General features: G+C 71.5%; 26 protein-coding genes. 16 read left to right on the top strand and 10 right to left on the bottom strand.

Features of this window, described 5'->3' with window-relative positions; genetic code table 11:
- Positions 1-29 precede the first annotated feature (29 nt).
- Both JI751_RS00610 and JI751_RS00605 read left to right on the top strand, forming a co-directional pair.
- A complete protein-coding gene (locus JI751_RS00610; RefSeq protein ID WP_201932175.1) occupies positions 30-293 on the top strand; it encodes a DUF4229 domain-containing protein in 264 nt (87 codons plus the stop codon).
- Positions 294-295: 2 nt separating this feature from the next.
- Positions 296-1360, top strand: a complete 1065-nt coding sequence (locus JI751_RS00605; protein ID WP_201932174.1) for a DNA glycosylase AlkZ-like family protein — start codon at positions 296-298, stop codon at positions 1358-1360.
- Here JI751_RS00605 and JI751_RS21320 read toward each other — a convergent pair.
- Genes JI751_RS21320 through JI751_RS00585 form a run of 4 tightly spaced genes read right to left on the bottom strand, consistent with a single transcriptional unit; the run spans position 1347 to position 5459 of the window.
- Entirely contained in the window at positions 1347-2603 is a 1257-nt protein-coding gene (locus JI751_RS21320; RefSeq protein WP_201932173.1) for a GNAT family N-acetyltransferase, read from the bottom strand. The genes JI751_RS00605 and JI751_RS21320 overlap by 14 nt on opposite strands.
- 52 nt (positions 2604-2655) lie before the next feature.
- On the bottom strand, positions 2656-3168 hold the full coding sequence (locus JI751_RS00595) for a DUF1707 SHOCT-like domain-containing protein (protein ID WP_201932170.1): 513 nt from the start codon (positions 3166-3168) through the stop codon (positions 2656-2658).
- A gap of 52 nt (positions 3169-3220) precedes the next feature.
- Positions 3221-4093, bottom strand: a complete 873-nt coding sequence (locus JI751_RS00590; RefSeq protein WP_201932167.1) for a 1,4-dihydroxy-2-naphthoate polyprenyltransferase — start codon at positions 4091-4093, stop codon at positions 3221-3223.
- Entirely contained in the window at positions 4077-5459 is a 1383-nt protein-coding gene (locus JI751_RS00585) for an MFS transporter (protein ID WP_201932165.1), read from the bottom strand. The genes JI751_RS00590 and JI751_RS00585 overlap by 17 nt, the downstream gene beginning before the upstream one ends.
- Positions 5460-5575: 116 nt before the next feature.
- Here JI751_RS00585 and JI751_RS00580 point away from each other — a divergent pair, with 116 nt between their 5' ends.
- On the top strand, positions 5576-6079 hold the full coding sequence (locus tag JI751_RS00580; RefSeq protein ID WP_201932164.1) for a mycothiol transferase: 504 nt from the start codon (positions 5576-5578) through the stop codon (positions 6077-6079).
- Positions 6080-6084: 5 nt separating this feature from the next.
- On the opposite strand, the gene JI751_RS00575 is transcribed toward JI751_RS00580, so the two are convergent.
- Genes JI751_RS00575 through JI751_RS00565 form a run of 3 tightly spaced genes read right to left on the bottom strand, consistent with a single transcriptional unit; the run spans position 6085 to position 8016 of the window.
- A complete protein-coding gene (locus tag JI751_RS00575; RefSeq protein WP_236665504.1) occupies positions 6085-6429 on the bottom strand; it encodes a DUF1801 domain-containing protein in 345 nt (114 codons plus the stop codon).
- Positions 6429-6722 (bottom strand): DUF1330 domain-containing protein, encoded by a 294-nt coding sequence (locus JI751_RS00570; protein ID WP_201932163.1) that lies wholly within the window; start codon positions 6720-6722, stop codon positions 6429-6431. Before JI751_RS00570 ends, JI751_RS00575 begins: the two co-directional genes overlap by 1 nt.
- 28 nt (positions 6723-6750) lie before the next feature.
- A complete protein-coding gene (locus tag JI751_RS00565) occupies positions 6751-8016 on the bottom strand; it encodes an MFS transporter (protein ID WP_201932162.1) in 1266 nt (421 codons plus the stop codon).
- Between the two features lie 36 nt (positions 8017-8052).
- Between JI751_RS00565 and JI751_RS00560 the strand changes: the two genes are divergently transcribed.
- Genes JI751_RS00560 through menD form a run of 3 tightly spaced genes read left to right on the top strand, consistent with a single transcriptional unit; the run spans position 8053 to position 11659 of the window.
- Entirely contained in the window at positions 8053-9072 is a 1020-nt protein-coding gene (locus JI751_RS00560; RefSeq protein ID WP_307813634.1) for an AMP-binding protein, read from the top strand.
- Complete coding sequence (locus JI751_RS00555; RefSeq protein WP_201932161.1) at positions 9072-10031, top strand: o-succinylbenzoate synthase; 960 nt, start codon at positions 9072-9074, stop codon at positions 10029-10031. Before JI751_RS00560 ends, JI751_RS00555 begins: the two co-directional genes overlap by 1 nt.
- A complete protein-coding gene (gene menD, locus JI751_RS00550; protein WP_201932160.1) occupies positions 10028-11659 on the top strand; it encodes a 2-succinyl-5-enolpyruvyl-6-hydroxy-3-cyclohexene-1-carboxylic-acid synthase in 1632 nt (543 codons plus the stop codon). Before JI751_RS00555 ends, menD begins: the two co-directional genes overlap by 4 nt.
- 47 nt (positions 11660-11706) lie before the next feature.
- Here menD and JI751_RS00545 read toward each other — a convergent pair whose 3' ends face one another.
- Entirely contained in the window at positions 11707-12915 is a 1209-nt protein-coding gene (locus JI751_RS00545) for a glycoside hydrolase family 16 protein (RefSeq protein ID WP_201932159.1), read from the bottom strand.
- 136 nt (positions 12916-13051) lie between these two features.
- Between JI751_RS00545 and JI751_RS00540 the strand changes: the two genes are divergently transcribed.
- Positions 13052-13687, top strand: coding sequence for an MBL fold metallo-hydrolase (locus JI751_RS00540; RefSeq protein WP_201932157.1), 636 nt, complete (start codon positions 13052-13054; stop codon positions 13685-13687).
- 4 nt (positions 13688-13691) lie between these two features.
- Here the strand turns inward: JI751_RS00540 and JI751_RS00535 are convergent, their stop codons facing one another.
- On the bottom strand, positions 13692-14945 hold the full coding sequence (locus tag JI751_RS00535) for an isochorismate synthase (RefSeq protein WP_201932155.1): 1254 nt from the start codon (positions 14943-14945) through the stop codon (positions 13692-13694).
- Between the two features lie 119 nt (positions 14946-15064).
- Between JI751_RS00535 and JI751_RS00530 the strand changes: the two genes are divergently transcribed.
- On the top strand, positions 15065-16249 hold the full coding sequence (locus JI751_RS00530; RefSeq protein ID WP_201932153.1) for an AMP-binding protein: 1185 nt from the start codon (positions 15065-15067) through the stop codon (positions 16247-16249).
- A gap of 27 nt (positions 16250-16276) precedes the next feature.
- Here the strand turns inward: JI751_RS00530 and JI751_RS00525 are convergent, their stop codons facing one another.
- Positions 16277-17263 (bottom strand): L,D-transpeptidase family protein, encoded by a 987-nt coding sequence (locus JI751_RS00525; RefSeq protein WP_201932152.1) that lies wholly within the window; start codon positions 17261-17263, stop codon positions 16277-16279.
- Between the two features lie 101 nt (positions 17264-17364).
- Here JI751_RS00525 and JI751_RS00520 point away from each other — a divergent pair, with 101 nt between their 5' ends.
- From JI751_RS00520 to JI751_RS00485, 8 genes are all read left to right on the top strand, one after another.
- Positions 17365-18054: a demethylmenaquinone methyltransferase gene (locus tag JI751_RS00520; protein WP_201932151.1), complete on the top strand. Its 690-nt coding sequence runs from the start codon at positions 17365-17367 to the stop codon at positions 18052-18054.
- A 194-nt stretch (positions 18055-18248) separates the two neighbouring features.
- Positions 18249-18608, top strand: coding sequence for an NADH-quinone oxidoreductase subunit A (locus JI751_RS00515; protein ID WP_201932150.1), 360 nt, complete (start codon positions 18249-18251; stop codon positions 18606-18608).
- 3 nt (positions 18609-18611) lie between these two features.
- On the top strand, positions 18612-19166 hold the full coding sequence (locus tag JI751_RS00510) for a NuoB/complex I 20 kDa subunit family protein (RefSeq protein WP_201932149.1): 555 nt from the start codon (positions 18612-18614) through the stop codon (positions 19164-19166).
- On the top strand, positions 19163-19969 hold the full coding sequence (locus tag JI751_RS00505) for an NADH-quinone oxidoreductase subunit C (RefSeq protein WP_201932148.1): 807 nt from the start codon (positions 19163-19165) through the stop codon (positions 19967-19969). The genes JI751_RS00510 and JI751_RS00505 overlap by 4 nt, the downstream gene beginning before the upstream one ends.
- Position 19970: 1 nt before the next feature.
- Complete coding sequence (locus tag JI751_RS00500; RefSeq protein WP_201932147.1) at positions 19971-21311, top strand: NADH-quinone oxidoreductase subunit D; 1341 nt, start codon at positions 19971-19973, stop codon at positions 21309-21311.
- Positions 21308-22000 carry an NADH-quinone oxidoreductase subunit NuoE gene (gene nuoE / locus JI751_RS00495; protein ID WP_201932146.1) on the top strand — a complete coding sequence of 231 codons (693 nt, stop codon included), beginning with the start codon at positions 21308-21310 and terminating at the stop codon, positions 21998-22000. The genes JI751_RS00500 and nuoE overlap by 4 nt, the downstream gene beginning before the upstream one ends.
- Positions 21997-23307, top strand: a complete 1311-nt coding sequence (gene nuoF / locus JI751_RS00490) for an NADH-quinone oxidoreductase subunit NuoF (protein WP_201932143.1) — start codon at positions 21997-21999, stop codon at positions 23305-23307. Before nuoE ends, nuoF begins: the two co-directional genes overlap by 4 nt.
- Positions 23304-25748 carry an NADH-quinone oxidoreductase subunit G gene (locus tag JI751_RS00485; protein WP_201932141.1) on the top strand — a complete coding sequence of 815 codons (2445 nt, stop codon included), beginning with the start codon at positions 23304-23306 and terminating at the stop codon, positions 25746-25748. The genes nuoF and JI751_RS00485 overlap by 4 nt, the downstream gene beginning before the upstream one ends.
- The last annotated feature ends 13 nt before the right edge of the window (positions 25749-25761 follow it).

The following is a 25761-nucleotide window of genomic DNA, read 5'->3' as shown; positions in this document are numbered from 1 at the left end:
ATGTAGCCAGCCCCGCCTAGGCTGGTGGCGTGAAGGAGTTCGTGGTCTACACCGTCTTGCGGATCGTGCTGTTCCTTGCCTCGTTCGGGATCGTCGTCGGTCTCATGGCGCTCTTCTCCGGCGGGACCTACCACCTGTTCTGGGCCGTCGTCCTCGGGTTCCTGATCTCCGGCATCGGGTCGTTCTTCATCCTCGACCGGCAGCGTCGCGCCTTCGCCGAGCGGGTGGAGACACGCGCGGCCAAGGCGTCCGCGGCCTTCGAGGAGCGCAAGGCGCGCGAGGACGCGGACTGAGCGTGCCGTCGGTCTCGCGGCACTGGGCGCTCACGTGGCGCCTGCGCCGCCAGCACCTGGTCGACGGAGCGGACTCGTCCGTCGAGGTCGTCCGTACGCTCGCCGCGGTCTCGGTGTTCGGCAGCGATCCCGACCTCGCGGTCCGGCGCCGGCTGGCGGATCCCGGTGCTCCCGGCGAGGTGCAGCGCGCGCTCTCCGACGGTCGGCTTGTCCGCACCTTCTCGTTCCGCGGGTCCGTCCAGGTGATGGCCCCCGAGACCGCCGGTGCCTACCTCGCCCTCCGGGCTGCCGGCCGCCAGTGGGCGCTGAAGAGCTGGGTCGAGCACTACCGGCTCCGGCCCGACGACTGGCCGGACCTGCGCGCGCTCGTCCGTGAGGTCGTGGCCGACGGGCCGGTGCCGCCCCGGGCGATCGCCGACGCGGTCGCCGGCACGCGCTTCGACCACCTGGCGACGGAGTTCGCCGAGCCCAACATCACCCTGCTCAAGCCGCTCTGCTGGCAGGGCGACGTCGTGCTCGGCCCGCCGGTCGCCGATGGCCTGACGCTGCAGAGCCCGGCCGCCGCGCCGACCTGGGGAGGCATCCCACCGCTCGACGAGGCGGGCCCGCGGGTCGTGCTGGAGTACGTCGACGCCTACGGGCCGTGCACGCCCGCGCACGTCCACTCGTGGCTCGGGGAGGGCCTCAGCGCCGGTCGGAAACGGCTCACGACGTGGTGGACCGAGGTGCAGGACCGGCTCGCTCGCGTCGACGTCGACGGCGAGGATCGCTGGGTCCTCGCCGACCGGCTGCCCGAGCTGGTCGACGTACGCCCCGAGGAGTCGGTGGTGCTGCTGCCCGGCAAGGACGCGTGGGTGATGGGGCCTGGCACCAAGGACGAGTGGGTGGTGCCGGCCGAGCACCGGACGTCGATGACGCGCGGTGCCAACCCCGTCCTCGTCGACGGTGTCGTCCGCGGCACGTGGAAGGTCGTCGGCGGTGCCGTCGACGTCGACGCGCCGGACGCGCCGATCGACGGGACCGCAGCCGAGGTCGAGCGGCTGGAGACCCTGCTCAGAACCCCGTGAGGCTGTACGGCGCGTCGCTGAGGTCCGCCATGGCGGCGAGCCTGCCCACCGCATCGTCCTCACCGCCGATCCGGCCGGCGCGCTGCAGGTGCCGCACCCGGACGTCGGAGAGGTAGAGCGAGCCGAGGGTCTCCGCGGTGACCTGCACGTCGGAGGGACGGTCCGTCGCGCCGACCGTGGCGACGCCGCCGGAGGTGGTGATCTCGAAGCGGCCCGCGGCGTGGCCCTGCGGGTCGTCGACCTCGAGGACGACCACGCCGTCGGCAGCCCACGGGCGGGCGGTGAGGCACCTCGGCACGTCGAGGAGGCGGAGCCAGAGGAACTCCTCGACCTCGGTGGTCTTCACGCGGTTCATGTCGGTGAGGGCCCAGGCCAGCGGGTCCTCGGGGTGGAAGAGGTTGATGGTGACCTTCTTGATGCGGTCCATCTGGCCGAGGAACGACCACATCCCGAGCCGGGCGTCAGTGGTGAGCGCGACCGTCTCCGCGACCTTGATCGAGTAGTCCTCGCCGTGCGTGAAGATCACGAAGCCGTCGGGCCGGCCGGCTGCGTCGAGGTGGACGGCGGCGCGGATCTTCTTGTTGGGACCGCCCTCGTCGAAGTCGTACGACCCGGTGTGGATGTCCTCGTAGGGCGAGGGCCACTCGACCGACCCGCGCTGGCGGGCGTGGAAGGTGTCGAAGAGCGCCTTGACGTGCGGCCACGCGTCGGCGGGCTCGACGAGCTCGACCCGGCCGGGGTCGGTGAAGGACCGCATCGCGAAGCCGGGCGAGGTGTCGATCTCGACGCCGACGCGGAAGGTGGCCGGACCGAAGCCCCATCGTCCGTAGATGGTCGCCTCGGACGCGGTGAGCGCGGCCATCGGGACGCCCTGCGCCACGGCGTCGGTGAGGTCGTCCTCGATGAGGCGGCGGAGCAGGCCCTGGCGGCGGTGGCTGGCGCTGGTGGTGACGTCGGTGATCATCCGCAGGGGGAGCAGCTCGCGCCCGGCGTTGAGCGTCTTGTCGAGGCTGGCGTAGGTCGCGACCGGCCACGGCCCGGCGCCGAACTCGCCCTCCGGCAGCCACGCACCACTGACGTCGACCTCGTCCGCGCGGTAGTGGCGGACCCACCGCTCGACCATCTCGTCGTCGGGTCGACCGTCCCGGAAGCCGCGCAGCACGGCCTCGATCCAGCCCTTCCGGCGCGCGACGGCGTCGTCGGATTCGTCGCTGAAGTCGAGGTGCGCGAAGTCGTAGTCCACGAGTCGCACGCTAGTGAGCCGGCACCGCGCCGGCCACGCAATATCGCGCGGGTCAGCGCGGGGTGGACCAGCGGGTGTCCCGGTCCTTCCCGTAGGTGCGTCGGCGCAGGGCGTACAGCACGGGGACGAGGACACCCAGGAGCACGATCCCGAAGATGCGGCTGCCGAACCCGTCGCCGCCCATGGTGAGGCCGAAGCCCATCAGCAGGAAGGGCGACATGAAGAACGCGACGACCCAGAAGACCAGCTTGTTGACCACGTGCGTCGGGGCCGCAGCGACGGGAGTATGGAGGCCGGTGAGCACCTGGTCGAGGTCACCCAGGGTCCGCGCGGTGAAGGTGCGCGTCGTGCGGTCGGCGTGCTCCTCGGGCGTGAGCCGACCCTGGGCGAACGCCTCGTTGAGGATGCTCGCGGTGCGGTCGCGGTCGAGGTCCGAGGCCAGCGAGGAGGCTCGCAACGAGCTCTCGCGGTCCTGCTGGGCACGCCGGCGTTGTACGGCGTCCGCGACCTGCCGCTGCACGAACTCGTCGAGGCGTGCGCCCTCCTCCGGCTGCTGCTGGGACATGGCACGAGGATCCCATGTGTCCGGCGGCCGCGGCCGGTGATTCGGCGAAGTGTCAGGCCACGAGCAGGGGCAGCGCGACGAGCACCGACCAGGCCAGCTCGGAGGCACCGGTGGCCGCGAGCACCGGGATCAGCGCCGGCCCGCTGGCGCCGCCGAGCACCGCCTTCGTCGGCGCGGCGGCGCGGCCGAGGAAGACCAGTCCGAGCAGGGCCCACCAGGTCGTGGCGGCTGCCACGGCCACCACGGCGGCCGCCGCGACCAGCACGAGGAAGGCGTAGAGGTAGCGGGTGCGCTCGTCACCGAGGCGTACGGCGAGCGTGCGCTTGCCGGCCACGGTGTCGGTGGGGATGTCGCGCAGGTTGTTGGCGACGAGGATCGCGCAGGCGAGCGCACCGATGCCGATGCCGGCGTAGAGCGCCGGCCACTCCCACGTCCCGGTCTGGACGTAGGTCGTGCCGATCACCGCGACCAGGCCGAAGAAGACGAACACCATCACCTCGCCGAGGCCGAGGTAGCCGTAGGGCTTGTCGCCGCCGGTGTAGAACCAGGCCGCGACCACGCAGACCGCGCCGACCGCGACCAGCCACCACGCGGTGGTGGCGGCGAGGACCAGTCCGGCGACCGCGGCGACCCCGAAGGCGGCGAACGCTGCGGTCTTCACGGCCCGCGGCGTCGCCGCACCGGATCCGACGAGGCGCATCGGGCCCACGCGGTCGCTGTCGGTGCCGCGGATCCCGTCGGAGTAGTCGTTGGCGTAGTTGACGCCGACCTGCAGGGCGAGGCTCACGACCAGGGCGAGCAGGGCCTTCCACCAGACGGCGCCGTCGACGAAGGCCGCGACGCCGGTGCCGGCGAGGACGGGAGCAACGGCGGCGGGCAGGGTGCGCGGCCGGGCACCGGCGATCCAGTCAGCGGATGAGGTCACCGGTGGATTCTGGCAGGGAGTCGAGCGGGCTCGGGCCTCCGGGCTGCGCCGGCTGGTCGACGGTCGGTGGACCGACCGGGGCGTCCTCGGGCTGGTGCGCGCTGGCATCGGCGAGCACGTCGGCCGGGACGTGCTGCTCGAGGAAGCGGCGCGCCATCGCGGTGGACGGGTGGATGGCGACGGCGGCGAAGACCATCAGGCCGGCGATGACCAGCCAGCCCCACGTGCTCCACGTCATCGCGAGGAACGTGAAGGCCGCGGGCGCCCACACCCGACCGAGCGTGCCGGTGAGCTCCGCGGCGCCCTGGTACTCGCCGCGACGGCGCGGGTCCATCAGCTCGGCCTCGAAGGTCCAGCTCGCGGCCGAGAGGAACAGCTCGGCGCCTGTCAGCGTGACGTGGCCGAGGAAGAACAGCGCGATCGTCCAGAAGCCGACCGTGTGGTGCGTGGACAGCGTGATGACGCACGAGACGACGAAGAAGACCGTCGAGACCCGGATCGCACGCAGCGCCGTGGTGACGTCCTTGACCCCCCGCGCCGCTGCCATCGGCAGCACGATGCACATCACCGTGTTGGTGCCGAAGAGCAGCGACAGGATGACCCACGGGGCGTCGGTCTTGTCGACCAGCCACAGCGGGATGACGACGTTGAGGATCACCTGGTTGGTCCAGAGCATGCCGGTGAAGAAGCTCGTCGCGAGCCAGCCGACGTTCTTCATCGGTCCGGCGCCGGGGACCTTCACCTTCTTCTCCTCCGCCGTGCGCATGTCGTGCGCAGCGTCGGGCAGCCGGGTGATGTTGAAGGCGTTGAACAGGAAGACGATGGCCGTGAACAACGGCATCGCCATCAGCAGCGTCAGCGACTCAGGCCCGAGCGCGATGATCCCGAGCAGGGAGCCGAGCGTGAAGCCGACGTTGAGCGCGGAGTACATGTAGGCGCGCGACTTCACCCGCTCCTGCGGCGGCAGCACGTCGATCGTGTACGCGCCGTGCGCGACGCCGCCGAGGGCACCGATCACCTCCATCACGACCGCCATGGCGAGGTAGCCCTGGAAGCTGTCGATGAACGGCCACACGGCGAACATCGCGCCCTGCCCCGCCGAGCTGATCGCCCAGCACCGCTTGGCGCCGAGCCGGTCGACGACCCGACCCATCGGGTACGCCGCGATGAACGACGCGATGCCCGCGATCGTCAGGCCGAGTCCGACCTGCACCACCGAGAGCCCGACGACCTGGGTGAAGAACACCGCCGACCCCGCCATGAACGTGCCCTCGCCCAGCGCGAACAGCAGCGACTGGGTCGCCAGCCGCCCGGCCAGCGGGGACGGGGGAGTGGCCTGCTGCTTCAGTGTCGTCAGGATGCTCATCGCCGACCATTCTGCGTCGCGGGTCCGACACTCGCCTGCCATTTTCGGGACGCGGCCGTGTGACCTCCCCCTCCCACCCGTGGGTGCTCGAGCCCCCATCGGCTTCACTGGGACTCATGACCGCTGACCCCGCTGACGACGCCACCCGCGACGAGCTGATCGGCTGGCTCGAGAGCAAGCGCCGCCATGTCGTCCAGCAGGTGGGCGCGATGTCGCCGCAGGAACGGCGCCGCTCGCAGGTCCCGTCCGGCTGGACGCCCCTCGGGCTCGTCCACCACCTCACCCACGACGTCGAGCGACTGTGGTTGCGATCGGTGATGGCGGGGGAGGCGGTCGAGATCTCGTCCGGCTACGACGGCTGGGTCGCCCCGGAGGACCTGACGGACGAGGAGATCATCGCGGAGTACGTCGAGGAGTGCCGGGCGGCCACGGCGGCGATCGCGGGGATGCCCGTCGACCAGCCGCCCGCCGCCATCTCGGACGACATGCCGCCGTACGCATCGCTCCGCGACGTCCTTCTCCACGTCCTCGTCGAGACCACGACCCACGCGGGCCACCTCGACATCTGCCGCGAGCTCGCGGACGGCGGCCAGCGGCTCGTGCTCGACGTACCGGACTGAGTCGACTACGCCCGGTTGGCCGAGACGGCCTCGCGGACCAGCGCGACGAACGCGGCCTCGTCGAGCTCGTCACCCTCGACGATGTCGACCGCCCGCCGCGTGCCGGCGTCGAGACTGGCGTTGAAGATCCCGGACGGGTCGTCGAGGGACGCGCCCCTGGCGAAGGTGACCTTCACCTTGTCCTTGTAGGTCTCGATCGTGCAGATCAGGCCGTCGAGCGAGAACGTGGGGACGCCGTCGGGGTTCGACGCCTTCTTCCACTTCGCCTCCTCGGTGGCGTCGGGCTCGGCCTCGAGGATCAGCGCACGCAGGTCGTCGACCCTCGACGCCCGCCAGTCGCCGGCCACCATCAGCCCTCCGCGCCCGGCACCACGCGGAGGTCACGGTCAGCGCCGTCGCCGAGCGCACGCAGCGCCTCCTGGTAGGCCTCGCTGTCGTGCGTCGAGACGGCGGCGTCGACGGAGGGGAACTCGATGACGACCGTGCGGGTGACCTCGCCCAGCTCGAACGTCGCCTCGGGGTTGCCGCGGGCGAGGAAGCGACCGCCGCCCGCGCGGATGGCAGGCCCGGCGAGCTCGGCGTACGCCGTCACCTTGTCCTGGTCGTGCACGGCCTTGTAGACGCAGATCCAGTACGCACTCATGCCGCGAGCCTATGACGCCGGTCGAGGCTCAGGTCGCGGACCCGTGGCGCGCGAGATAGCGCTCGGCGGCGCGCGAGGACGGACCCATGGTGAAGGTCGCGACGATGCAGATCGACGCGATGGTGATCCAGCCGAGGGAGCCGTGCTCCATCGCGAGCCAGGTGAAGAGGGCAGGGGCCCAGACGGAGCCGAGGGTGCCACCGATGTGGGCCGCGCCCTGGTACTCGGCGCGCTGGTCGGCGTCGGTGAGCTCGGACATGAAGCCCCAGTGGCCGGCGGACTGGAAGAGCTCGGCGCCGGTGACGGTGACGTGGCCGAGCCAGACGAGCGCGATCGTGAGCCAGCCGATGGTGTCGTGGGTGACGAGCACGATGGCGCAGGAGAGGACGAAGAACCCCGCGGAGATGTACGACGCCCGCAGCGAGCGCGCGACCGAGTCGACCCCGCGCGCGGCCGCGACCTGGAGCAGCACCGCCATCACGGTGTTGGTGCCGAACAGCCAGGCGAGCAGGACCCGGGGTGCGTCGGTCTCCTCGACCAGCCAGAGCGGGATCACGATGTTGAGCAGCACCTGGTTGGTGCCGAGCACGCCGTCGCCGGTCATCAGGGCGAGGAAGGCGCGGTTCTTGAGGGCGGCCGGCTTGACGACGGCCTCCTCGGTGGCGACTGGTTCGCGGGCCGGAGGGTCGGGGAGGCGGGTGATCCAGTAGGTGTTGGCCAGCAGGATCGCGCCGGTGAGGATCGGCACCGCGCGGACGACGGCGTCGCTGTCGGTGGCGAGCGCGAGCCCACCGATGAGGGCGCCGAAGGTGAAGCCGATGTTGAGCGCCGCACGCATGAAGGCCTGCGACTGGACGCGCTCTTCCTTGGTGAAGATGTCGATCGTGTAGGCGCCGCGTCCGCTCCACCCGGCCTGGCTGACGACCTCGAGGACGACCATCATCACGAGGTAGGCCGCGAACCCGTGGAGCAGCGGCCACACGAAGTAGAGCAGCGACGTGCCGAGCGCGCTGATCGCCCAGATCCGCTTGGTGCCGACCCGGTCGGCGAGCTTGCCGGCCGGCACGGCGAAGAAGAACGACACGATGCCGGCGACGGTCAGGCCGATGCCGACCTGGGCGGCCGACAGGCCGACGATCTGGGTGAAGAACACGGCCGAGCCCGTGATGAACGTGCCCTCGCCGACGGCGAACAGGATCGACTGCACCGACAGGGAGCGGGCCAGGGGGCTCGGCGGGAGCTGCCGCCGCCACCACGACTCCTGCTGCGTCGTCTGCTGGTCCGTCTGATCCATCGCGCCCATGGTGGCAGAGCCACTAGCGTTGGTCGCGTGAGTTTCCTCCGGCCCTCGGACGAGCCCTCGGTCGCGATCAGGCAGCTGTCGCGGTGGCTCGAGGCCGACAACCCCGACCCGCTGCTGATCGAGACCTCCGGCTCCACCGGGAGTCCGAAACGCGTGGTCCTGCCGCGCCGGGCCGTCCTCGCGAGCGTCGAGGCGTCCGCCCGCCGACTGGGGGAGTCGGGCCGCTGGCTGCTCGCGCTCCCGTCGTCGTACGTCGCCGGGGTGCAGGTGATCGTGCGCTCGCTCGTCGCCGGCCACGAGCCGATCGTCGTCGACGGCCTGGACGTCGGCCGCGCGGCCGCCTCCGACCACAGCCCCACGCCGACCTTCGTCTCGCTGGTGCCGACGCAGCTGCACCGGATCCTCGCCAACCCCGAGCAGCTCGCCTCCCTGGCGCGCTGCCACACCGTGCTCGTCGGCGGTGCGGGCCTCGACCACGACCACCGCAGCCGGGCCGAGGAGGCGGGCGTCCGCCTCGTCTCCACCTACGGCTCATCGGAGACGGCGGGCGGCTGTGTCTACGACGGCGTACCCCTCGACGGGGTCGGCGTCAGTCTCGGCGACGCCGACCGCGTCCGGATCGCCGGACCCACGCTCTTCAGCCACTACGAGTCCGACCCCGAGCTGACGGCGGCCTCGGTCGAGGACGGCTGGTTCCTCACCTCCGACGAGGGCCGCTTCGACGACGACGGCCGGCTCCGGATCGTCGGGCGTGTCGACGACGTCGTGATCAGCGGAGGGGTGAAGATCCCCGTCGCCCTCGTCGCGGAGCGGCTCCGCGGCCACCTCCAGGTCGAGCAGGCCGAGGTCTTCGGCGTGCCCGACCCCGAGTGGGGCCAGAAGGTCGTCGCGGTGGTGGTCGGCACCGCCACCGACGCCGAGCTGCGCGACTGGGTCAGCGTGGTGCACCCCCGGTCGTGGGCGCCGCGCGAGTTCGCCCGCGCCGCCAGCCTCCCGCTGCTGCCCAACGGCAAGGTCGACCGCCAGGCCCTCCAGGCCGGGCTCTGATGCAGGTCGACGCGTCACTGCACGTCTTCTCGATCCCCCTCCGCACGCGCTTCCGCGGCATCACGGTGCGCGAGGGCGTCCTGCTGCGCGGCGACGCGGGCTGGGGGGAGTGGTCACCCTTCCTGGAGTACGACGACGCCACCTCGCGTCCGTGGCTGGCGTGCGCCCGCGAGGCCGCCGACGTCGGCTGGCCCGACCCCTTGCGCAGCGAGGTGCCGGTCAACGTCACCGTCCCGGCCACCGATCCGGAGCGTGCCCACGCGATCGTCCTCGCGGGCGGCTGCCGCACCGCCAAGGTCAAGGTCGCCGAGCGCGGCCAGGAGCTCGCCGACGACCTCGCCCGGGTCGAGGCCGTCCGTGACGCGCTCGGCCCGGACGGGCTGGTCCGCGTCGACGCCAACGGCGCCTGGGACGTCGACGAGGCGGTCCGCGCGATCGCCGCGATCGACCGGGCGGCCGGCGGCCTGGAGTACGTCGAACAGCCCGTGATGTCGGTCGAGGACCTCGCCGTCGTACGCCGTCGGGTGGACGTGCCGATCGCCGCCGACGAGTCCATCCGCCGGGCCGAGGACCCCTACCGCGTGCGCGACCTCGAGGCCGCGGACATCGCCGTGCTCAAGGTGCAGCCGCTCGGCGGGGTGCGGGCGTGCCTCCGGATCGCCGAGGACATCGGCCTGCCGGTCGTGGTCTCCAGCGCGGTCGAGTCCAGCGTCGGCATCGCCGCCGGCGTGGCCCTCGCGGCCGCCCTGCCCGAGCTCCACCACGCCTGCGGTCTCGCCACCGTGCAGCTGCTCACCGACGACGTCGCCGTCGACCCGCTGCTCCCCGTGGACGGCATGCTGCCGGTCGCCCGCGCCGAGGTCGACGACGCCGCACTGGACCGCCTCACCGCTGCAGGCGACCGCGTCGACCACTGGCGACGCAGGCTCGACGCGGTAGGGAATGATCGCTCCTCGTGAACGACTCCACCGCACTCGCCCGGACGGTGGCGACCGCACTCCGCGGTGCCGGCGTGCGCGAGGTGGTGGTCGCGCCCGGCTCCCGCAACGCACCGCTCTCGTTCGCCCTCTTCGACGCCCAGCGGCCCACCACGACGACCGAGCCCGGCCTGCGGCTGCACACGCGCATGGATGAGCGCACGGCCGCCTTCCTCGCCCTCGGCCTGGCGAAGACCAGCGGTCGCCCGGCGGCCGTGGTCTGCACCTCGGGCACCGCGGTGGCCAACCTCTTCCCGGCCGTGATGGAGGCCGCGCACGCAGGCGTACCGCTCGTCGTCGTCACCGCTGACCGGCCGGCGCGGCTGCGGGGCACCGGCGCCAACCAGACCACCAACCAGGTCGGACTCTTCGGCACCTTCGCGCCGACGCTCGACGTGGCAGCCGGGCAGGACGGGGCGGAGCTCGACGAGCTGCTCGCCTTCCTCCGCGCCGACGACGGCCAGCGCACCGTCCACCTCAACATCCAGCTCGACGACCCCTTGCTGCCCGACGACGGCGGGTGGGACGGCGGGGAGCGGCCCGAGTGGGCGGTCACCCTGCAGGCCCCTGCGCGCGACGAGCTCAGGCTCGAGCCCGGACCTCGCACGGTCGTGGTGGCCGGCGACGACGCCGGACCACCGGCCCGGCAGCTCGCGGAGAAGGCCGGCTGGCCGCTGCTCGCCGAGCCGTCGAGCGGCTGCCGGACGGGCGACAGCGTGATTCGCACCTATCGGCTGCTCCTCGACGGCGACCTGGGGCCCCGGGTCGAGCGCGTGGTCGTCTTCGGCCACCCCACGCTGTCCCGCCCGGTCGCACGCCTCCTCGCCCGCGACGACGTCGAGGTGGTCGCCGTCCGGCACCCGGGCATCTGGCCCGACCGCCCGTTCGCGGTCGCCGCGGAGGCGGACCGGGTCGACGTGGCCGGTCCGGACGACCCGGCCTGGGCCGCCGCCTGGCACGAGGCCGACCGCGACACCTCCCGCGCCCTCGACCGCCTGCTCGCCGCGGAGCCCGACCTCACGCCGCACGAGGTCGCCGGCGCGGTCAGCCGCGCGCTGCCGCGCGGGGGCCTGCTGGTCGTCGGCGCCTCGAACCCGGTCCGCGACCTCGACCTGATGGTCGCGCCCTACGAGGTCGGCGGGCGCCGCAAGGTCATCGCCAACCGGGGCCTCGCCGGCATCGACGGCACGATCTCGTCGGCGATCGGCGCGGCCCTCGGACGGCCCCAGTCGTCCCGCGCGCTCGCGCTGATGGGCGACGTGACGTTCCTGCACGACACGACCGGGCTGTTCCTCGCGCCGCGCGAGGAGCGCCCGGACCTCACGATCGTCGTGGTCAACGACGACGGCGGGTCGATCTTCGCGACCCTGGAGCAGGGGGCACCGGCGTACGCCGACCGATTCGACACGCTGTTCGGCACCCCGCACGGCGTCGACCTCGCGAGCCTGTGCGCGGCGGCCCGGGTGCCGCACCTGCGGGTCACCGGCCTGCCCGAGCTCGAGCAGGCGCTCGCCATGCCCAACGGCGGCATCGAGGTCGTCGAGGCCCGCGTCCGTCGCGACAACCGCGCGGACCTGGACAGACGAATCCGCGCGCTGGCCCTTCCCTGACGGGAGAGTGGGCCAACGCGCGGATCGCGTGGTTCAGGTGCGGTCGATCAGGGCTGCGGGGTCTCCCACACGCGGACCCAGTCGACGTACATGTGCTGCGGGAGCTTCTTGTCGGGCATCTCGAGCGCCTCGTAGTCGGAGGCGAGCAGGCTCAGGATGAGGTACTGCTGGGCCTTGGAGACGCGGGCCGACGTGCGCCAGGTCTCCTTGCCGTCGATGTACATCGAGATGGACTTCGGGGTCCACTGGACCGAGAAGACGTGGTAGTTCTTCGACCAGCCGTCGCGCTTGTTCTGCAGGAACGACGTCGAGTTCTTGATCCACGAGCCGGTCTTGATCAGGCGCTGGCCCTTGTACCAGTGGATGAAGCTGGTGAGGCCGCCCTGCGGGTGCTTGTCGCCGAAGTACTCGATGATGTCGATCTCGTGGCCGTCGCTGCCGGGCTTGTTCTCGCCGAGGGGCTGCATCCAGAAGCTGGCGTGCTGACCCTGGAGCTTCTGCATCTTGATGCGGGCCGAGGCCACGCCGTAGCGGAAGCTGAACGCCTTGTCGGTGCCGACGTGGCCGTTGAGGCGGTAGGAGATCTTCTTGGTCTGCTTGCGCGAGACGGCCTTGCACTTGTCGCTGCGCGACTTGTCCTTGATGACGCTGAGGCGCAGGGCGCCGCCGGTCACCTTGACCGCGGACGGGTCACCCTTGGAGCAGACCCGCTTGCTCAGCGGCTCGTAGCTCTGGCCGCGCATGCCCCAGACCGGGTTCAGCGTCGAGCCGCTGAACTCGTCGGTGAAGGTCGGGACGAGCCAGCGCGTGGTGTCGACGCTCGCGCTCTTCACGGCCTTGAGCGAGCCCTGCTTCTGGGCGGTGACGCGGTAGGTCAGGGCCTGGCCGCCCTTGGACACGGCTGCCTTGAAGTAGGCCTTGCCGGACTTCTCCTGCTTGGCCGTGCCGACCTTCTTCCACGACGAGCCGCGCTGCTGCTCGAGGACGACCTTGCGGCCGACCTTGACCGGCTTGATGGTCGCGATCGCGGAACCCTTGGCGGCGTTGACGCTGGCGGTGCGCTTGCCGGGCTGGACGATCCCCGGGAGCACCTCCAGCGAGATCTTCTGGCCGGCCTTCTTGGTGGTGACCGAGCTCGACGCGGCGCGGGCCGCGGAGTCGGAGTCAGTGGCCGAACCCGTCTCGGTGTTCAGGAGCAGGGTCGCGGGCAGGATCAGCGCGAGGGCGCTGCCTGCGAGCACGCGGCGTGCAGACATGTGAACTCTCTTCGTCTCGGGTGCGATTGGTGTGTTCCCCCTGGGCACTCCACCCGTCGGAGGCGCCACCACCTTAACCGCGAACCCCATGCGTCACACGATTCCGCGCGCATCCGGCGGGCCTAGTCTGGTCCACATGCGGATCACCAAGTTCGGCCACGCGTGCGTCCGGATCGAGGGCGAGGGCGGCGTCGTCGTCATCGACCCGGGCAACTTCACCGACGCCGGTGCGCTCGACGGTGCGGACGCGGTCCTCGTCACCCACGAGCACGCCGACCACGTGCACCCGCCCCACCTGCGCGGCCTCGACGTGCCGATCTGGACGATCGCGGCGGTCAAGCGGATGCTGCGCGACGAGGCGCCCGACGTGGCCGAGCGCGTCACGGTCGTACGTCCCGGCGACCACCTCGAGGTGGCGGGCACCGCCGTCGAGGTGATCGGCGAGAAGCACGCCGTGATCCACCCCGACTACCCGCGCTTCGACAACTCCGGCTACGTCCTGGAGTCGGGCGGGGCGAGCGTCTACCACCCCGGCGACTCGCTGACCGCGCCCGGACGCCCGGTCGACGTGCTGCTCGCACCGGTGAGCGCGCCGTGGCTCAAGGTGGGGGAGGCCGTCGACTTCGTCCGCGACGTCGCCGCGCCCACGTCGCTCGGCATCCACGACTGCATCTACAGCGAGGTCGGGCTCGGCATGGTCGAGCGCCACATGCACAACCTGCTGCCGGAGGGCCAGGCCTTCGAGCGGCGCCAGCCGGGCCAGGACCTCTGAACGCCTAGCCGGCCTCGAGCGCGTCGCGCACCGGCACGAACTTGGCCTGCGACTCGGCGAGCTCGGCCTCGGGGTCCGAGCTCGCGACGATGCCGCAGCCCGCGAACAGGCGTACGCCGCTCTCGATGACCTGGGCCGAGCGGAGCGCGATGCCCCACTCGCCGTCGCCGGAGGCGTCCATCCAGCCGACGGGCCCGGCGTAGCGGTCGCGCGGCATGCCCTCGATCTCGTGGATCAGCGCCGTGGCGGCAGCCGTCGGCGTGCCGCCCACGGCGGCCGACGGGTGGAGCGACTCGGCCAGCTGCAGCGACGACGCGAGGTCGTGCACGACGCCGTTCACGTCCGTCGCGAGGTGCATGACGTTGGGCAGGTGCAGCACGAACGGGGCCTCGGGGACGTTCATCGACGAGCAGTGCGGCTCGAGCGCGTCGGCGACCGAGCGGACGGCGTACTCGTGCTCCTCGAGGTCCTTCGACGACCGGGCCAGGGTCGCGGCGAGGGCGAGGTCGCGCTCGTCGTCGCCCGTACGCCGGATGGTGCCGGCGAGCACCCGCGAGGTCACCAGGCCGCGCTCGCGCCGCACCAGCATCTCGGGGGTGGCACCGAAGAGGCCGTCGACGTGGAAGGTCCAGCACATCTCGTAGTTCTCGGCGAGGCGACGCAGGGGCCAGCGCACGTCGAGCGGCTCGTCGGTCGTGGCGATCAGGTCGCGCGCCAGCACGACCTTCTCCAGTGCGCCGGAGGTGATGCGGCCGACCGCGTCGGCGACGACCGACATCCACTCCTCGCCGTTGCGGGCGCCGTCGGAGAAGGTCAGCCCGACCGGCGGACGCGCGGCGGTCGCCGGCTGGAGCTCGGGGGCGTCGACCGAGACGGTCGTCAGCCAGGCGCGGTCGCCGCGGAGCCCGACGACGACCTCGGGGATCACCAGCACGGAGTCGCCGGGGTCGTCCGCGAACGCGAAGGCACCGAAGCACACCGGCCCGCTGCCGGGCTCGCCCACGGTGTCGACGACGTCGGCGCGGGCGATCGTCTCCGACCACCACTTCACCGCGTCGCTGAAGCGGGTGGGCCCGGACGTGTCCAGGCGGGCGGCGACACCCCAGCCGACGAGGCCCTCGCCGCGGCGCAGCCAGCTCACGTGGTCCTGCTCGGGGAGCAGGTCGAGGAGCGGCAGGTCCGCCAGGTCGACGGGGACGGTGCGCACGACGAGGGGCGCGGCAAGTCCAGGCTGGGCGCCGGACGCGGGGGTCGTCACGAAGGGGGAGCCTACGCCGGGGCCTGCAGCGACCGGGTGTGAGATCGGTCAAACGGCGAACAGGACGGCGTCCGGTGACCTACGTTGCGCTGGTACATCACGGACGCAGGGGGTCGCAAGTGCCTGTTCACGAATCGCCGCTGTCACGGCTCGAGCGTCACGCCCGCGCGCGTGCGCTCGAGATCGCCGTGGTCGAGCAACGCGAGCGGGACGGCCACGCGGAGTGGGCCTCGTTCACCTGGAACGAGCTCTACCGTCGCGTCATCGACGGCGCCGCCGGCATGATCGAGGCCGGGGTCAACCCCGGCCAGGTCGTCGTCATCCGCGTCCCCACCGGCATCCGCCAGCTCGAGCTCGAGCTCGCCACGCGCGTCGCCGGTGCCGTCCCGCTGCTCCTGCCCGACCACCTGGACCCGGTCGAGGTGGGCCGCCTGCTCGACGAGATCGAGGTCCGCCTGGTCATCGTCGACGACGAGAGCCGCCTGCCGCTGCTGCGCCGGGCCTCGCTGGCCGAGGCACAGCTCTTCGAGTGCGACGACCGCTCGTGGGAGCGGCTGCGCGGGATGGGCCTCGAGCGCCGCAAGCGCCAGCCCGACCTGCTGTCGTACGTCGACGCGGTGCGCAGTGACGCCGCGTCGAGCGCCGTGCTCGGCCTGCCCCGCGCGAAGTCGACGGCGTGGCTCTTCCGGCCCGAGTGCTCCGGCATGCTCGCCGACCTCCGCCCCGACGACGTCGTGCTGCTGACCGGCGAGGCCACCGACCGGTTCACCACCGTCGCGCGCGACGCCCACCTGACCGCGGGCTGCACGATGGCCTGGGTCGAGCGGCCCGACCAGCTCGAGGCAGCCCTGGCGCACGTCAGGCCGACCCATGTGCTGCTCGACCAGGCGACCGCCAAGGTGCTCGAGCAGCTGCTCGCGGCCGGCCAGGTCGACGGCGTCGCCTGGCACGAGACGCCGGTCGAGGTCCTCGAGGCCGCTGCGGCCCGCGTCGCGGAGGCCAGGCTCAAGGGCAAGGACAAGAAGCTCGCTGCCGAGGTCGACGCGCTCACCCCCTGGTGGGGTGGTCGCCTGCGGATGCTCGTCCTCGACCTGCGCGTCAACCACACGATCAGCGGCATGGCGTCCGCGCTCGGTGTGAGGATCGGACGCATCGCGCACCACCCCGCGGTCAAGCTCGACCTGGCGGGCGAGCACGAGGTCGTCGCCGTACCGGACGCGCCGAGGATCGAGGTCTCGGACATCTCCCTGCCACGTCGTGGCCGGGCAGGCGCCGAGCTCGACGCGGCGTTCTCCTTGGCCTGAGCGGCCCCGGGGGCGCCTCGCGCCCCCTCAGGAGTGGTAGACGATCACCTTGTCGCCGAGTCGCACCTGGTCGAAGAGCCACTCGACGGCCGCGCGGTCGCGCACGTTGACGCACCCGTGGGACGCCCCGTTGTAGCCGTTGGCGGCGAAGTCGGGGGAGTAGTGCACGGCCTGCCCGCCGGAGAAGAACATCGCGAACGGCATCGAGGTGTCGTAGAGGCTCGACACGTGGTCGCGCGACTTCCTGAAGACCGCGAACGCGCCCTCGCGGGTCGGCAGCTCGTCGGAGCCGAACCGGACCTCGACGGTCTTGAGCACGACGCCGTCGACCACCCAGCGCAGTGACCGCGACGTCTTGTCCACGCACATCGCGCGCCCGGTCGTGCAGCGCGGGTCGAGCGCCGGACCCTGCGGCACGATGTTGAAGAGCTGGGCCTTCGTCGGCTCGCTGGTCATCGCCTTGAGGCGGTCGAGGGTCCGTCGGTCGACCTGGCCGGTCACCGGGATCTTCCGCTTCGCCTGGAAGCCCTGCACCGCCGCGACGGTCTTCTGGGTGTAGCGGCCGGTCACCTTGGCGTCGTACCAGCGCACCTGCTTGAGCCGGGCCTGCACCTGGCGCACCCACATGCCCCGGTCGCCCTTCTGCAGCAGCGGGCGGCCGGGTGCGTAGATGTTGTGCAGCGCCTCGGCCGTGGGCTCGGCGGTCAGGCTGACGAGCTTGAGCCAGGTGCGCTCGTCGACGACGCCGCCGGTGTCCCACCCGCGCCTCTTCTGGAAGGTCGTCACCCCGGCACGGGTCTCGGGGTCGTAGCGGTTGGTCACGACCTCGGAGTGCAGGCCGAGCTGGTGGAGCCGGCTCTGGAGCTCGCGCACCCGCCAGCCGGTGTCGCCGGGGCGGATCGGCTCGAACTCCGCGCGGCTGGAGGCTCCGGCCGCGACCGCGCCGTCCACGACGGACAGGGCGGTGAGCGAGCAGAGCAGGGCGAGCAGGAGCGCGGTGATGCGGCGTGTCATGTGGTGATCCCCCGGGATGCGGCGTGGTCCGACGAGTGTAGGGACGCAACCGACGCACCCCAGGTTGCACCCGATCCGCGCGAGACGCCTACGCTCGGCGCGTGGCTCGCGCTGACCTGGACAAGCAACCGACCGACGTACGTCGCATGTTCGACACCGTCGCGAAGCGCTACGACCTGACCAACGACCTCATGACGGCCGGCATCCAGCGCAGCTGGCGGCGGTCCATGGTCGCCGCGGTCGGCCCGGGCAAGGGTGACCTCGTCCTCGACCTCGCCGCCGGCACCGGCTGCTCGAGCGAGCCGTTCGGCGCCTACGGCGCCACTGCCGTCGCCTGCGACTTCAGCGTCGGGATGCTCCAGCAGGGCAAGAAGGACCGACCGGCGCTGCCGTTCGTGGCCGGCGACGGCACCCGCCTGCCGTTCCTCGACGACACCTTCGACGCGGTGACCATCTCCTACGGCCTGCGCAACTTCGTCGACCCGGTCGCCGGGCTGAGGGAGATGCTGCGGGTCACCCGTCCCGGCGGGCGGCTGGTGGTCTGTGAGTTCAGCACCCCGACCAACGGCGCCTTCCGCAGCCTCTACATGGACGGCTTCATGCAGGCCCTGCCCAGGATCGCCTCGCTCACCGCCAGCGCGTCGGACGCCTACGTCTACCTCGCCGAGTCGATCCGGGCGTGGCCCGACCAGCCGGGTCTCGCCGGGCTGATCGCCGAGGCAGGCTGGCAGGCCCCCGAGTGGCGCAACCTCACCGGCGGCGTCGTCGCCCTCCACCGCGCCACCGCCTGACTGAGGGCGCCATTTAGGGCACGTCGCCGTGGTCTAAATCTGCAGGTCACGGCGGGTCTGGACGGCCCCCACCCCGACGTGACGTAGATCGCTCGCGAGTCCTAGACTGTGGCCCGCGCCACTCGTGAAGGCATTCACAAAGTCACAATGCCTGCCCATGTCGAACCGGGCGCGGATGATGCGGAAGGGAATCGATGGAGCTCTACACGCCGATCCTGGTGCTGGCGGCCCTGGCGACGGGCTTCGCGGTCTTCTCCGTGGTGATCAGCGCGTTCACGGGTCCCAAGCGCTACAACCGCGCCAAGCTGGACTCCTACGAGTGCGGCATCGAGCCGACGCCGCAGCCCGTGGGCGGCGGCCGCTTCCCGGTGAAGTACTTCATCACGGCGATGCTCTTCATCGTCTTCGACATCGAGATCATCTTCCTCTACCCGTGGGCCGTGCACTTCGAGGCGATGCGCCTCTTCGGCCTGGTCGAGATGGTCCTGTTCATCGTTACTGTCTTCATCGCGTACGCCTATGTCTGGCGGCGCGGCGGATTGGATTGGGACTGAGTCATGGGTCTTGAAGAGAAGCTGCCCAGCGGCGTCCTGCTGACCACGGTCGAGGGCGTTGCCGGCTACATGCGCAAGGCGTCCTTCTGGCCGGCGACCTTCGGCCTGGCCTGCTGCGCCATCGAGATGATGACGACCGGTGGACCCAAGTACGACCTCGCGCGCTACGGCATGGAGGTCTTCCGGGCCAGCCCCCGCCAGGCCGACCTGATGATCGTCGCCGGGCGGGTCAGCCAGAAGATGGCTCCGGTCCTGCGCCAGATCTACGACCAGATGGCCGAGCCCAAGTGGGTCCTGGCGATGGGCGTCTGCGCCTCGTCGGGTGGCATGTTCAACAACTACGCGGTCGTGCAGGGAGTCGACCACGTCGTCCCCGTCGACATGTACCTCCCCGGCTGCCCGCCCCGCCCGGAGATGCTGATCGACGCGATCCTCAAGCTCCACGACCAGGTGCAGGACACCAAGCTCGGTGCCAACCGCAAGGCCCAGATCGTCGAGCTCGAGACCGCCGCCCTGCGCGCGCTGCCCACCTCGGAGATGAAGGGCCTGCTGCGGTGAGCGACGACAAGTCCGACAAGAACGAGTCGGCCCGGCCGGCCGAGGAGCGCAACCTCGAGAAGGCCAAGGCGGAGACCGGCACCGGCAGCGGCGTCGACCAGCCGGCGCCCGACCAGTCCCCGGAGAACGTCCCGGCACCCACCGGTGAGGTCCGCGCGGTGGGCGTACGCCACGGCATGTTCGGCACGTCCGGCACCGGCGACACGTCCGGCTACGGCGGGCTGGTCAGCGCGAAGGTCTTCCCGGCCGCGGCCCAGAAGCCCTACGGCGGCTGGTTCGACGAGGTCGCGGGCGCGCTCGAGGAGCGGCTCGAGGCCACCGAGCTCACCTCCGCGATCGAGAGCGTCGTGATCCACCGCGGCGAGATCACCTTCCACGTCCGGCGCGAGGACCTGCCGTTCGTAGCCCAGATGCTGCGCGACGACGAGCGGCTGCGCTTCGAGTTCTGCGCCGGCGTCAGCGGCGTGCACTACCCCGACGACGCCGGTCGTGAGCTGCACGCGGTCTACCAGCTGACCTCGATGACCCACAACCGTCGCGTCCGCGTCGAGGTCTCCGTGCCCGACAGCGACCCGCACCTCCCCAGCCTGGTGAGCGTCTATCCCACGCTGGACTGGCACGAGCGCGAGACCTACGACATGTTCGGGCTGGTCTTCGACGGCCACCCCGCCCTCACTCGGGTGCTCATGCCGGACGACTGGCCGGGCCACCCGCAGCGCAAGGACTACCCGCTCGGCGGCATCCCCGTGGAGTACAAGGGCGGTTCCATCCCTCCGCCGGACCAGCGCAGGAGCTACAACTGACATGACGACCGAACAGGACTTCTACGCCGCCCCCGGCGACACCAGCCAGGGCAAGGTCTTCACCGTCACCGGTCAGGACTGGGACTCGATCACGCAGGGCATCGGCGAGTCCGCCGAGGAGCGCGTGGTCGTCAACATGGGTCCGCAGCACCCGTCGACCCACGGCGTGCTCCGGCTCATCCTCGAGCTGGAGGGCGAGACGGTCACCGAGGCCCGCTGCGGCATCGGCTACCTCCACACCGGCATCGAGAAGAACATGGAGTACCGCTCCTGGGTGCAGGGCACGACCTTCTGCACCCGCATGGACTACCTCTCCCCGTTCTACAACGAGATGGCCTACGTGCTCGGCGTCGAGCGGCTGCTCGACATCGAGGACGACATCCCGGAGAAGGCGGAGGTGATGCGCGTCCTGCTGATGGAGCTCAACCGCATCTCCTCGCACCTGGTCTGCATCGCCACCGGCGGCATGGAGATCGGCGCGCTGACCGTGATGACGATCGGCTTCCGCGAGCGTGAGCTCGTGCTCGACCTGTTCGAGCTGATCACGGGCCTGCGGATGAACCACGCGTTCATCCGTCCCGGCGGTGTCGCGCAGGACCTCCCGCCCGGTGCCCTCGACGAGATCCGCGACTTCATCGTGCTGATGAAGAAGCGCCTGCCCGAGTACGCCGCCCTCTGCAACGCCAACCCGATCTTCAAGGGTCGCCTCGAGGGTGTCGGCCACCTCGACCTGGCCGGCTGCATGGCGCTCGGCCTCACCGGTCCCGTGCTGCGCTCGACCGGCTACGCGTGGGACCTCCGCAAGACCCAGCCCTACAGCGGCTACGAGGACTACGACTTCGAGGTCCAGACCTGGGACACCTGCGACTCCTACGGTCGCTTCCGGATCCGGCTCAACGAGATGTGGGAGTCGCTCAAGATCGTCGAGCAGGCCGTCGACCGGCTCGCCGGGCTCGAGGGCGCGCCGGTGATGGTCGGCGACAAGAAGATCGCGTGGCCCAGCCAGCTCGCCATCGGCAGCGACGGCATGGGCAACAGCCTCGACCACATCCGCCACATCATGGGTGAGTCCATGGAGGCGCTGATCCACCACTTCAAGCTGGTCACCGAGGGCTTCCGGGTCCCGGCCGGCCAGGCCTACGTCCCGATCGAGTCGCCGCGCGGCGAGCTGGGCGCCCACGTCGTCTCCGACGGCGGTACGCGTCCCTTCCGCGCGCACTTCCGCGACCCGTCGTTCACCAACCTGCAGGCGACGAGCGTGATGAGCGAGGGCGGCCAGGTCGCCGACGTCATCGTCGCGATCGCCTCCATCGACCCCGTGATGGGAGGCGTCGACCGATGAGCACCACCAACTCGGGCCTGGACACCAAGACCTGGGACGAGCTGCGTGAGATCGCGGCCCGCTACCCCGAGGCCCGCTCGGGCCTGCTGCCGATGCTGCACCTGGTGCAGTCGGTCGAGGGCCGGATCACGCCCGAGGGCATCGAGGCGTGCGCCGAGGTGCTCGGCATCAGCGCCGCCGAGGTCAACGGCGTCGCGACCTTCTACACGATGTACAAGCGCAAGCCGGTCGGCGACTACCACGTCGGCGTCTGCACCAACACGCTGTGCGCGGTCATGGGCGGCGACCTGATCTTCGAGCGGCTCAAGGACCACCTCGACGTCGGCAACGACGAGACCACCGAGGACGGCAAGGTCACCCTCGAGCACATCGAGTGCAACGCGGCGTGCGACTACGCCCCGGTGATGATGGTCAACTGGGAGTTCATGGACAACCAGACCCCCGAGTCCGCGGTCCAGGTCGTCGACGACCTCCGCGCCGGGAACGAGGTCCACTCCACGCGCGGTCCCCGGATCTGCACGTGGCGCGAGGCCGAGCGCGTGCTCGCCGGCTTCCCCGACGACCGCGCCGACGAGGGCCCGGCCGCCGGTGGGCCGTCGCTGGTGGGTCTCCGGATCGCCCGCGAGCAGGGCTGGACCGCCGGCGGCACCTACGACCGGAGCGCCGGCGACAAGGGAGAGAGCAAGTGACCGACACGCTGACCCCCGTCCTCACCGACAACTGGGACGCCGAGCGCGCCTGGACCCTGGCGTCCTACGAGGAGCACGGTGGCTACGCCGCCCTCGACACGGCCTTCGCGATGGCGCCCGACGACGTGATCAACGCCGTCAAGGAGTCGGGCCTGCGCGGCCGCGGCGGCGCCGGCTTCCCCACCGGCATGAAGTGGGGCTTCATCCCGCAGGACAACCCCAAGCCGAAGTACCTCGTCGTCAACGCCGACGAGTCCGAGCCGGGCACCTGCAAGGACACCCCGCTCATGCTCGCCAGCCCGCACACGCTGGTCGAGGGCGTCATCATCAGCTCCTACGCGATCCGCGCCAACACCGCGTTCATCTACGTCCGCGGTGAGATCCTCCACGTCATCCGTCGCCTCCAGCGCGCGGTGCAGGAGGCCTACCTCGCCGGCCACCTCGGCAAGAACATCCACGGGTCGGGCTTCGACCTCGACCTGATCGTCCACGCCGGTGCGGGTGCCTACATCTGTGGCGAGGAGACGGCGCTGCTCGAGGGCCTGGAGGGCCGCCGCGGCCAGCCCCGCCTGCGCCCGCCGTTCCCGGCCGTCGCCGGCCTCTACGCCAGCCCGACCGTCATCAACAATGTCGAGTCGATCGCCTCGGTGCCGAGCATCATCGCCAACGGTGCTGCCTGGTTCGCCGGGATGGGGACCGAGAAGTCCAACGGCTACGGCATCTTCAGCCTCTCGGGCCACGTGACCAACCCGGGCCAGTACGAAGCCCCGCTGGGCATCACCCTGCGCGAGCTGATCGACCTGGCCGGAGGCATGCGCGAGGGCCACGAGCTGAAGTTCTGGACGCCCGGCGGATCGAGCACCCCGCTCCTGACGCCCGAGCACCTCGACGTGCCGCTCGACTTCGAGTCGGTCGGCGCCGCGGGCTCGATGCTCGGCACCCGTGCGCTCCAGCTCTTCGACGAGACCACCTGCGTCGTGCGCGCGGTCCTGCGCTGGACGGAGTTCTACAAGCACGAGTCGTGCGGCAAGTGCACGCCGTGCCGCGAGGGCACGTGGTGGCTGACGCAGACGCTGGCCAAGCTGGAGAAGGGTGAGGGCAGCGAGTCCGACCTCGACCTGCTCCTCGACCAGTGCGACAACATCCTCGGCCGCTCGTTCTGCGCGCTCGGCGACGGCGCCACCAGCCCGATCTCGAGCTCGATCCAGCACTTCCGCGACGAGTACCTCGCGCACCTGTCCCACGGCGGCTGCCCCTTCGACCCAGCCGCCTCGACCGCCTTCGCACCCGCTGGAGCACATGCATGACCGCGACCGACAAGGCACCGGAGAAGGTCGACACCGACCTCGTCACGCTGACCATCGACGGCGTGCAGGTGAGTGTTCCCAAGGACACCCTGGTGATCCGCGCCGCCGAGCAGGTCGGCGTGCAGATCCCGCGGTTCTGCGACCACCCGCTGCTCGACCCGGTCGGTGCGTGCCGCCAGTGCCTGGTCGACATCCCCGACGCCGGCAACGGTCGCGGCTTCCCGAAGCCGCAGGCCTCCTGCACGCTGCCGGTCGCCGAGGGCATGGTCGTCAACACCCAAGCGACCAGCGAGGTGGCCGACAAGGCCCAGCAGGGCGTCATGGAGTTCCTGCTGATCAACCACCCGCTCGACTGCCCCGTCTGCGACAAGGGTGGCGAGTGCCCACTGCAGAACCAGGCGATGAGCAACGGCCGCGGCGAGAGCCGCTTCTCCGAGGGCGGTGGCGTCAAGCGCACCTTCCCCAAGCCGATCAACATCTCCGCACAGGTGCTCCTCGACCGCGAGCGCTGCGTGCTCTGCGCGCGCTGCACCCGCTTCTCCGAGCAGGTCGCCGGCGACCCGTTCATCGCCCTCGCCGAGCGCGGCGCGCTCCAGCAGGTGGCGATCTACGAGCGTGAGCCCTTCGAGAGCTACTTCTCGGGCAACGCGATCCAGATCTGCCCGGTCGGCGCGCTGACCTCGGCCGACTACCGCTTCCGCTCGCGGCCCTTCGACCTCGTCTCGACGCCGGGCGTGGCCGAGCACGACGCCTGCGGTGCCGCGATCCGCGTCGACCACCGCCGCGGCAAGGTGATGCGTCGCCTCGCCGGCAACGAGCCCGAGATCAACGAGGAGTGGATCAGCGACAAGGACCGCTTCGCGTTCCGCTACGCGCAGGTCGAGGACCGGATCACCTACCCGCAGATCCGAGAGGACGGTGAGCTCCGCCCCGCGTCCTGGACCGAGGCCTTCGCCGTCGCGGCCCGCGGGCTCCGAGACGCCGGCGCCTCGGCGGTGCTCACCGGCGGTCGGCTGACCGCCGAGGACGCCTACGCCTACGCCAAGTTCGCCCGCGTCTCGCTCGGCACCAACGACGTCGACTTCCGCGCCCGCCCGCACAGCGCCGAGGAGGCCTCGTTCCTGGCCTCGCACGTCGCGCTGTCCGGCGACGTGACCTACGCCGACCTCGAGGCCGCCCCGGTGGTCGTGCTGCTCGGCCTCGAGCCCGAGGACGAGGCCGCGACGATCTTCCTGCGGCTGCGCAAGGCGGCCCGCCAGGGTCGTACGCAGGTCGTGTCGGTCGCTCCCTGGAGCTCGCGCGGCCTCACCAAGATGAAGGGCCGCCTGGTCCCCGCCGCCCCCGGCGCCGAGGTCGAGGCCATCGCCTCGCTCGCGGACGCCGAGCACGGCGTGTCCAAGGACGCGGTCATCCTCGTCGGCGAGCGCCTCGCCTCCACCCACGGAGCGCTCTCGGCGGCCGCCGACCTCGCCGCCCGTACGGGTGCCCGCCTCGCGTGGGTGCCTCGCCGGGCCGGTGACCGCGGTGCGGTCGAGGCCGGAGCGCTGCCCAACCTGCTGCCCGGTGGTCGTCCGCTCGCCGAGGCCTCGGCGCGTGTCGACGTGTCCGCCGCCTGGGGCACGGACTCGCTGCCCGCCAAGGCCGGTCGCGACGGCAACGCCATCGTCGCCGCGCTCGCCAAGGGTGACCTCGGTGGCCTGGTCGTCGGCGGCGTGGACCCCGACGACACCGCCGATCCGGCTGCGTTCCGCGCGGCTCTCGACGCGGCCGGCTTCGTGGTCAGCCTCGAGCTGCGCGCGACCGACGTGACGGCCGTCGCCGACGTCGTGCTGCCGGTCGCCCCGATCACCGACAAGGCCGGCACGTTCGTCACCTGGGACGGCCGGGCCCGCGAGTTCGGCGCGGTCTTCACCAACCCGGCGTCGCTCCCCGACCTCCGCGTCCTCGCCGGCATCGCCGACGAGCTCGCGGCGCTGGGCCAGGGCGCACCGCTCGGGTTCCGCACGGTGACCGAGGTGCGTGCCGAGATGCAGTCCCTCGGTCCGTGGGACGGCGACCGTCCGGCGCTCGACGCCGGCAAGCCGCCGAAGGCGCCCAAGGCCGGCAAGGCGGGGTCGTTCGCCCTCGCCACCTGGAAGCAGCTCATCGACCTCGGCTCGATGCAGGACGGTGAGGCGCACCTGCGCGCCACCGCCCGGCCTCCGGTCGTGCGCCTCAACCGGGCGGCCTACGAGTCCGTGTTCGGGCTCCTCGACGACACCGAGCCCGGCGGCAGCCGGCTCGCCACGGTCACCGGCGACCGCGGCAGCATCACGCTGCCCGTGGTCGTCGCCGACCTGCCCGACGGCGTGGTCTGGGTCCCGGCCCGGTCCTTCGGTCGCGGCGTCCTCGCCGAGCTCGCCTCGCCGGGCAGCTCGGTCACCGTGAAGGGAGCCTCGTGAACCACCCCACGAA

This window comes from Nocardioides baculatus (genome assembly GCF_016735675.1).
GTDB lineage: Bacteria > Actinomycetota > Actinomycetes > Propionibacteriales > Nocardioidaceae > Nocardioides > Nocardioides baculatus.
This window is presented reverse-complemented; position numbering and strand designations above follow the sequence as displayed.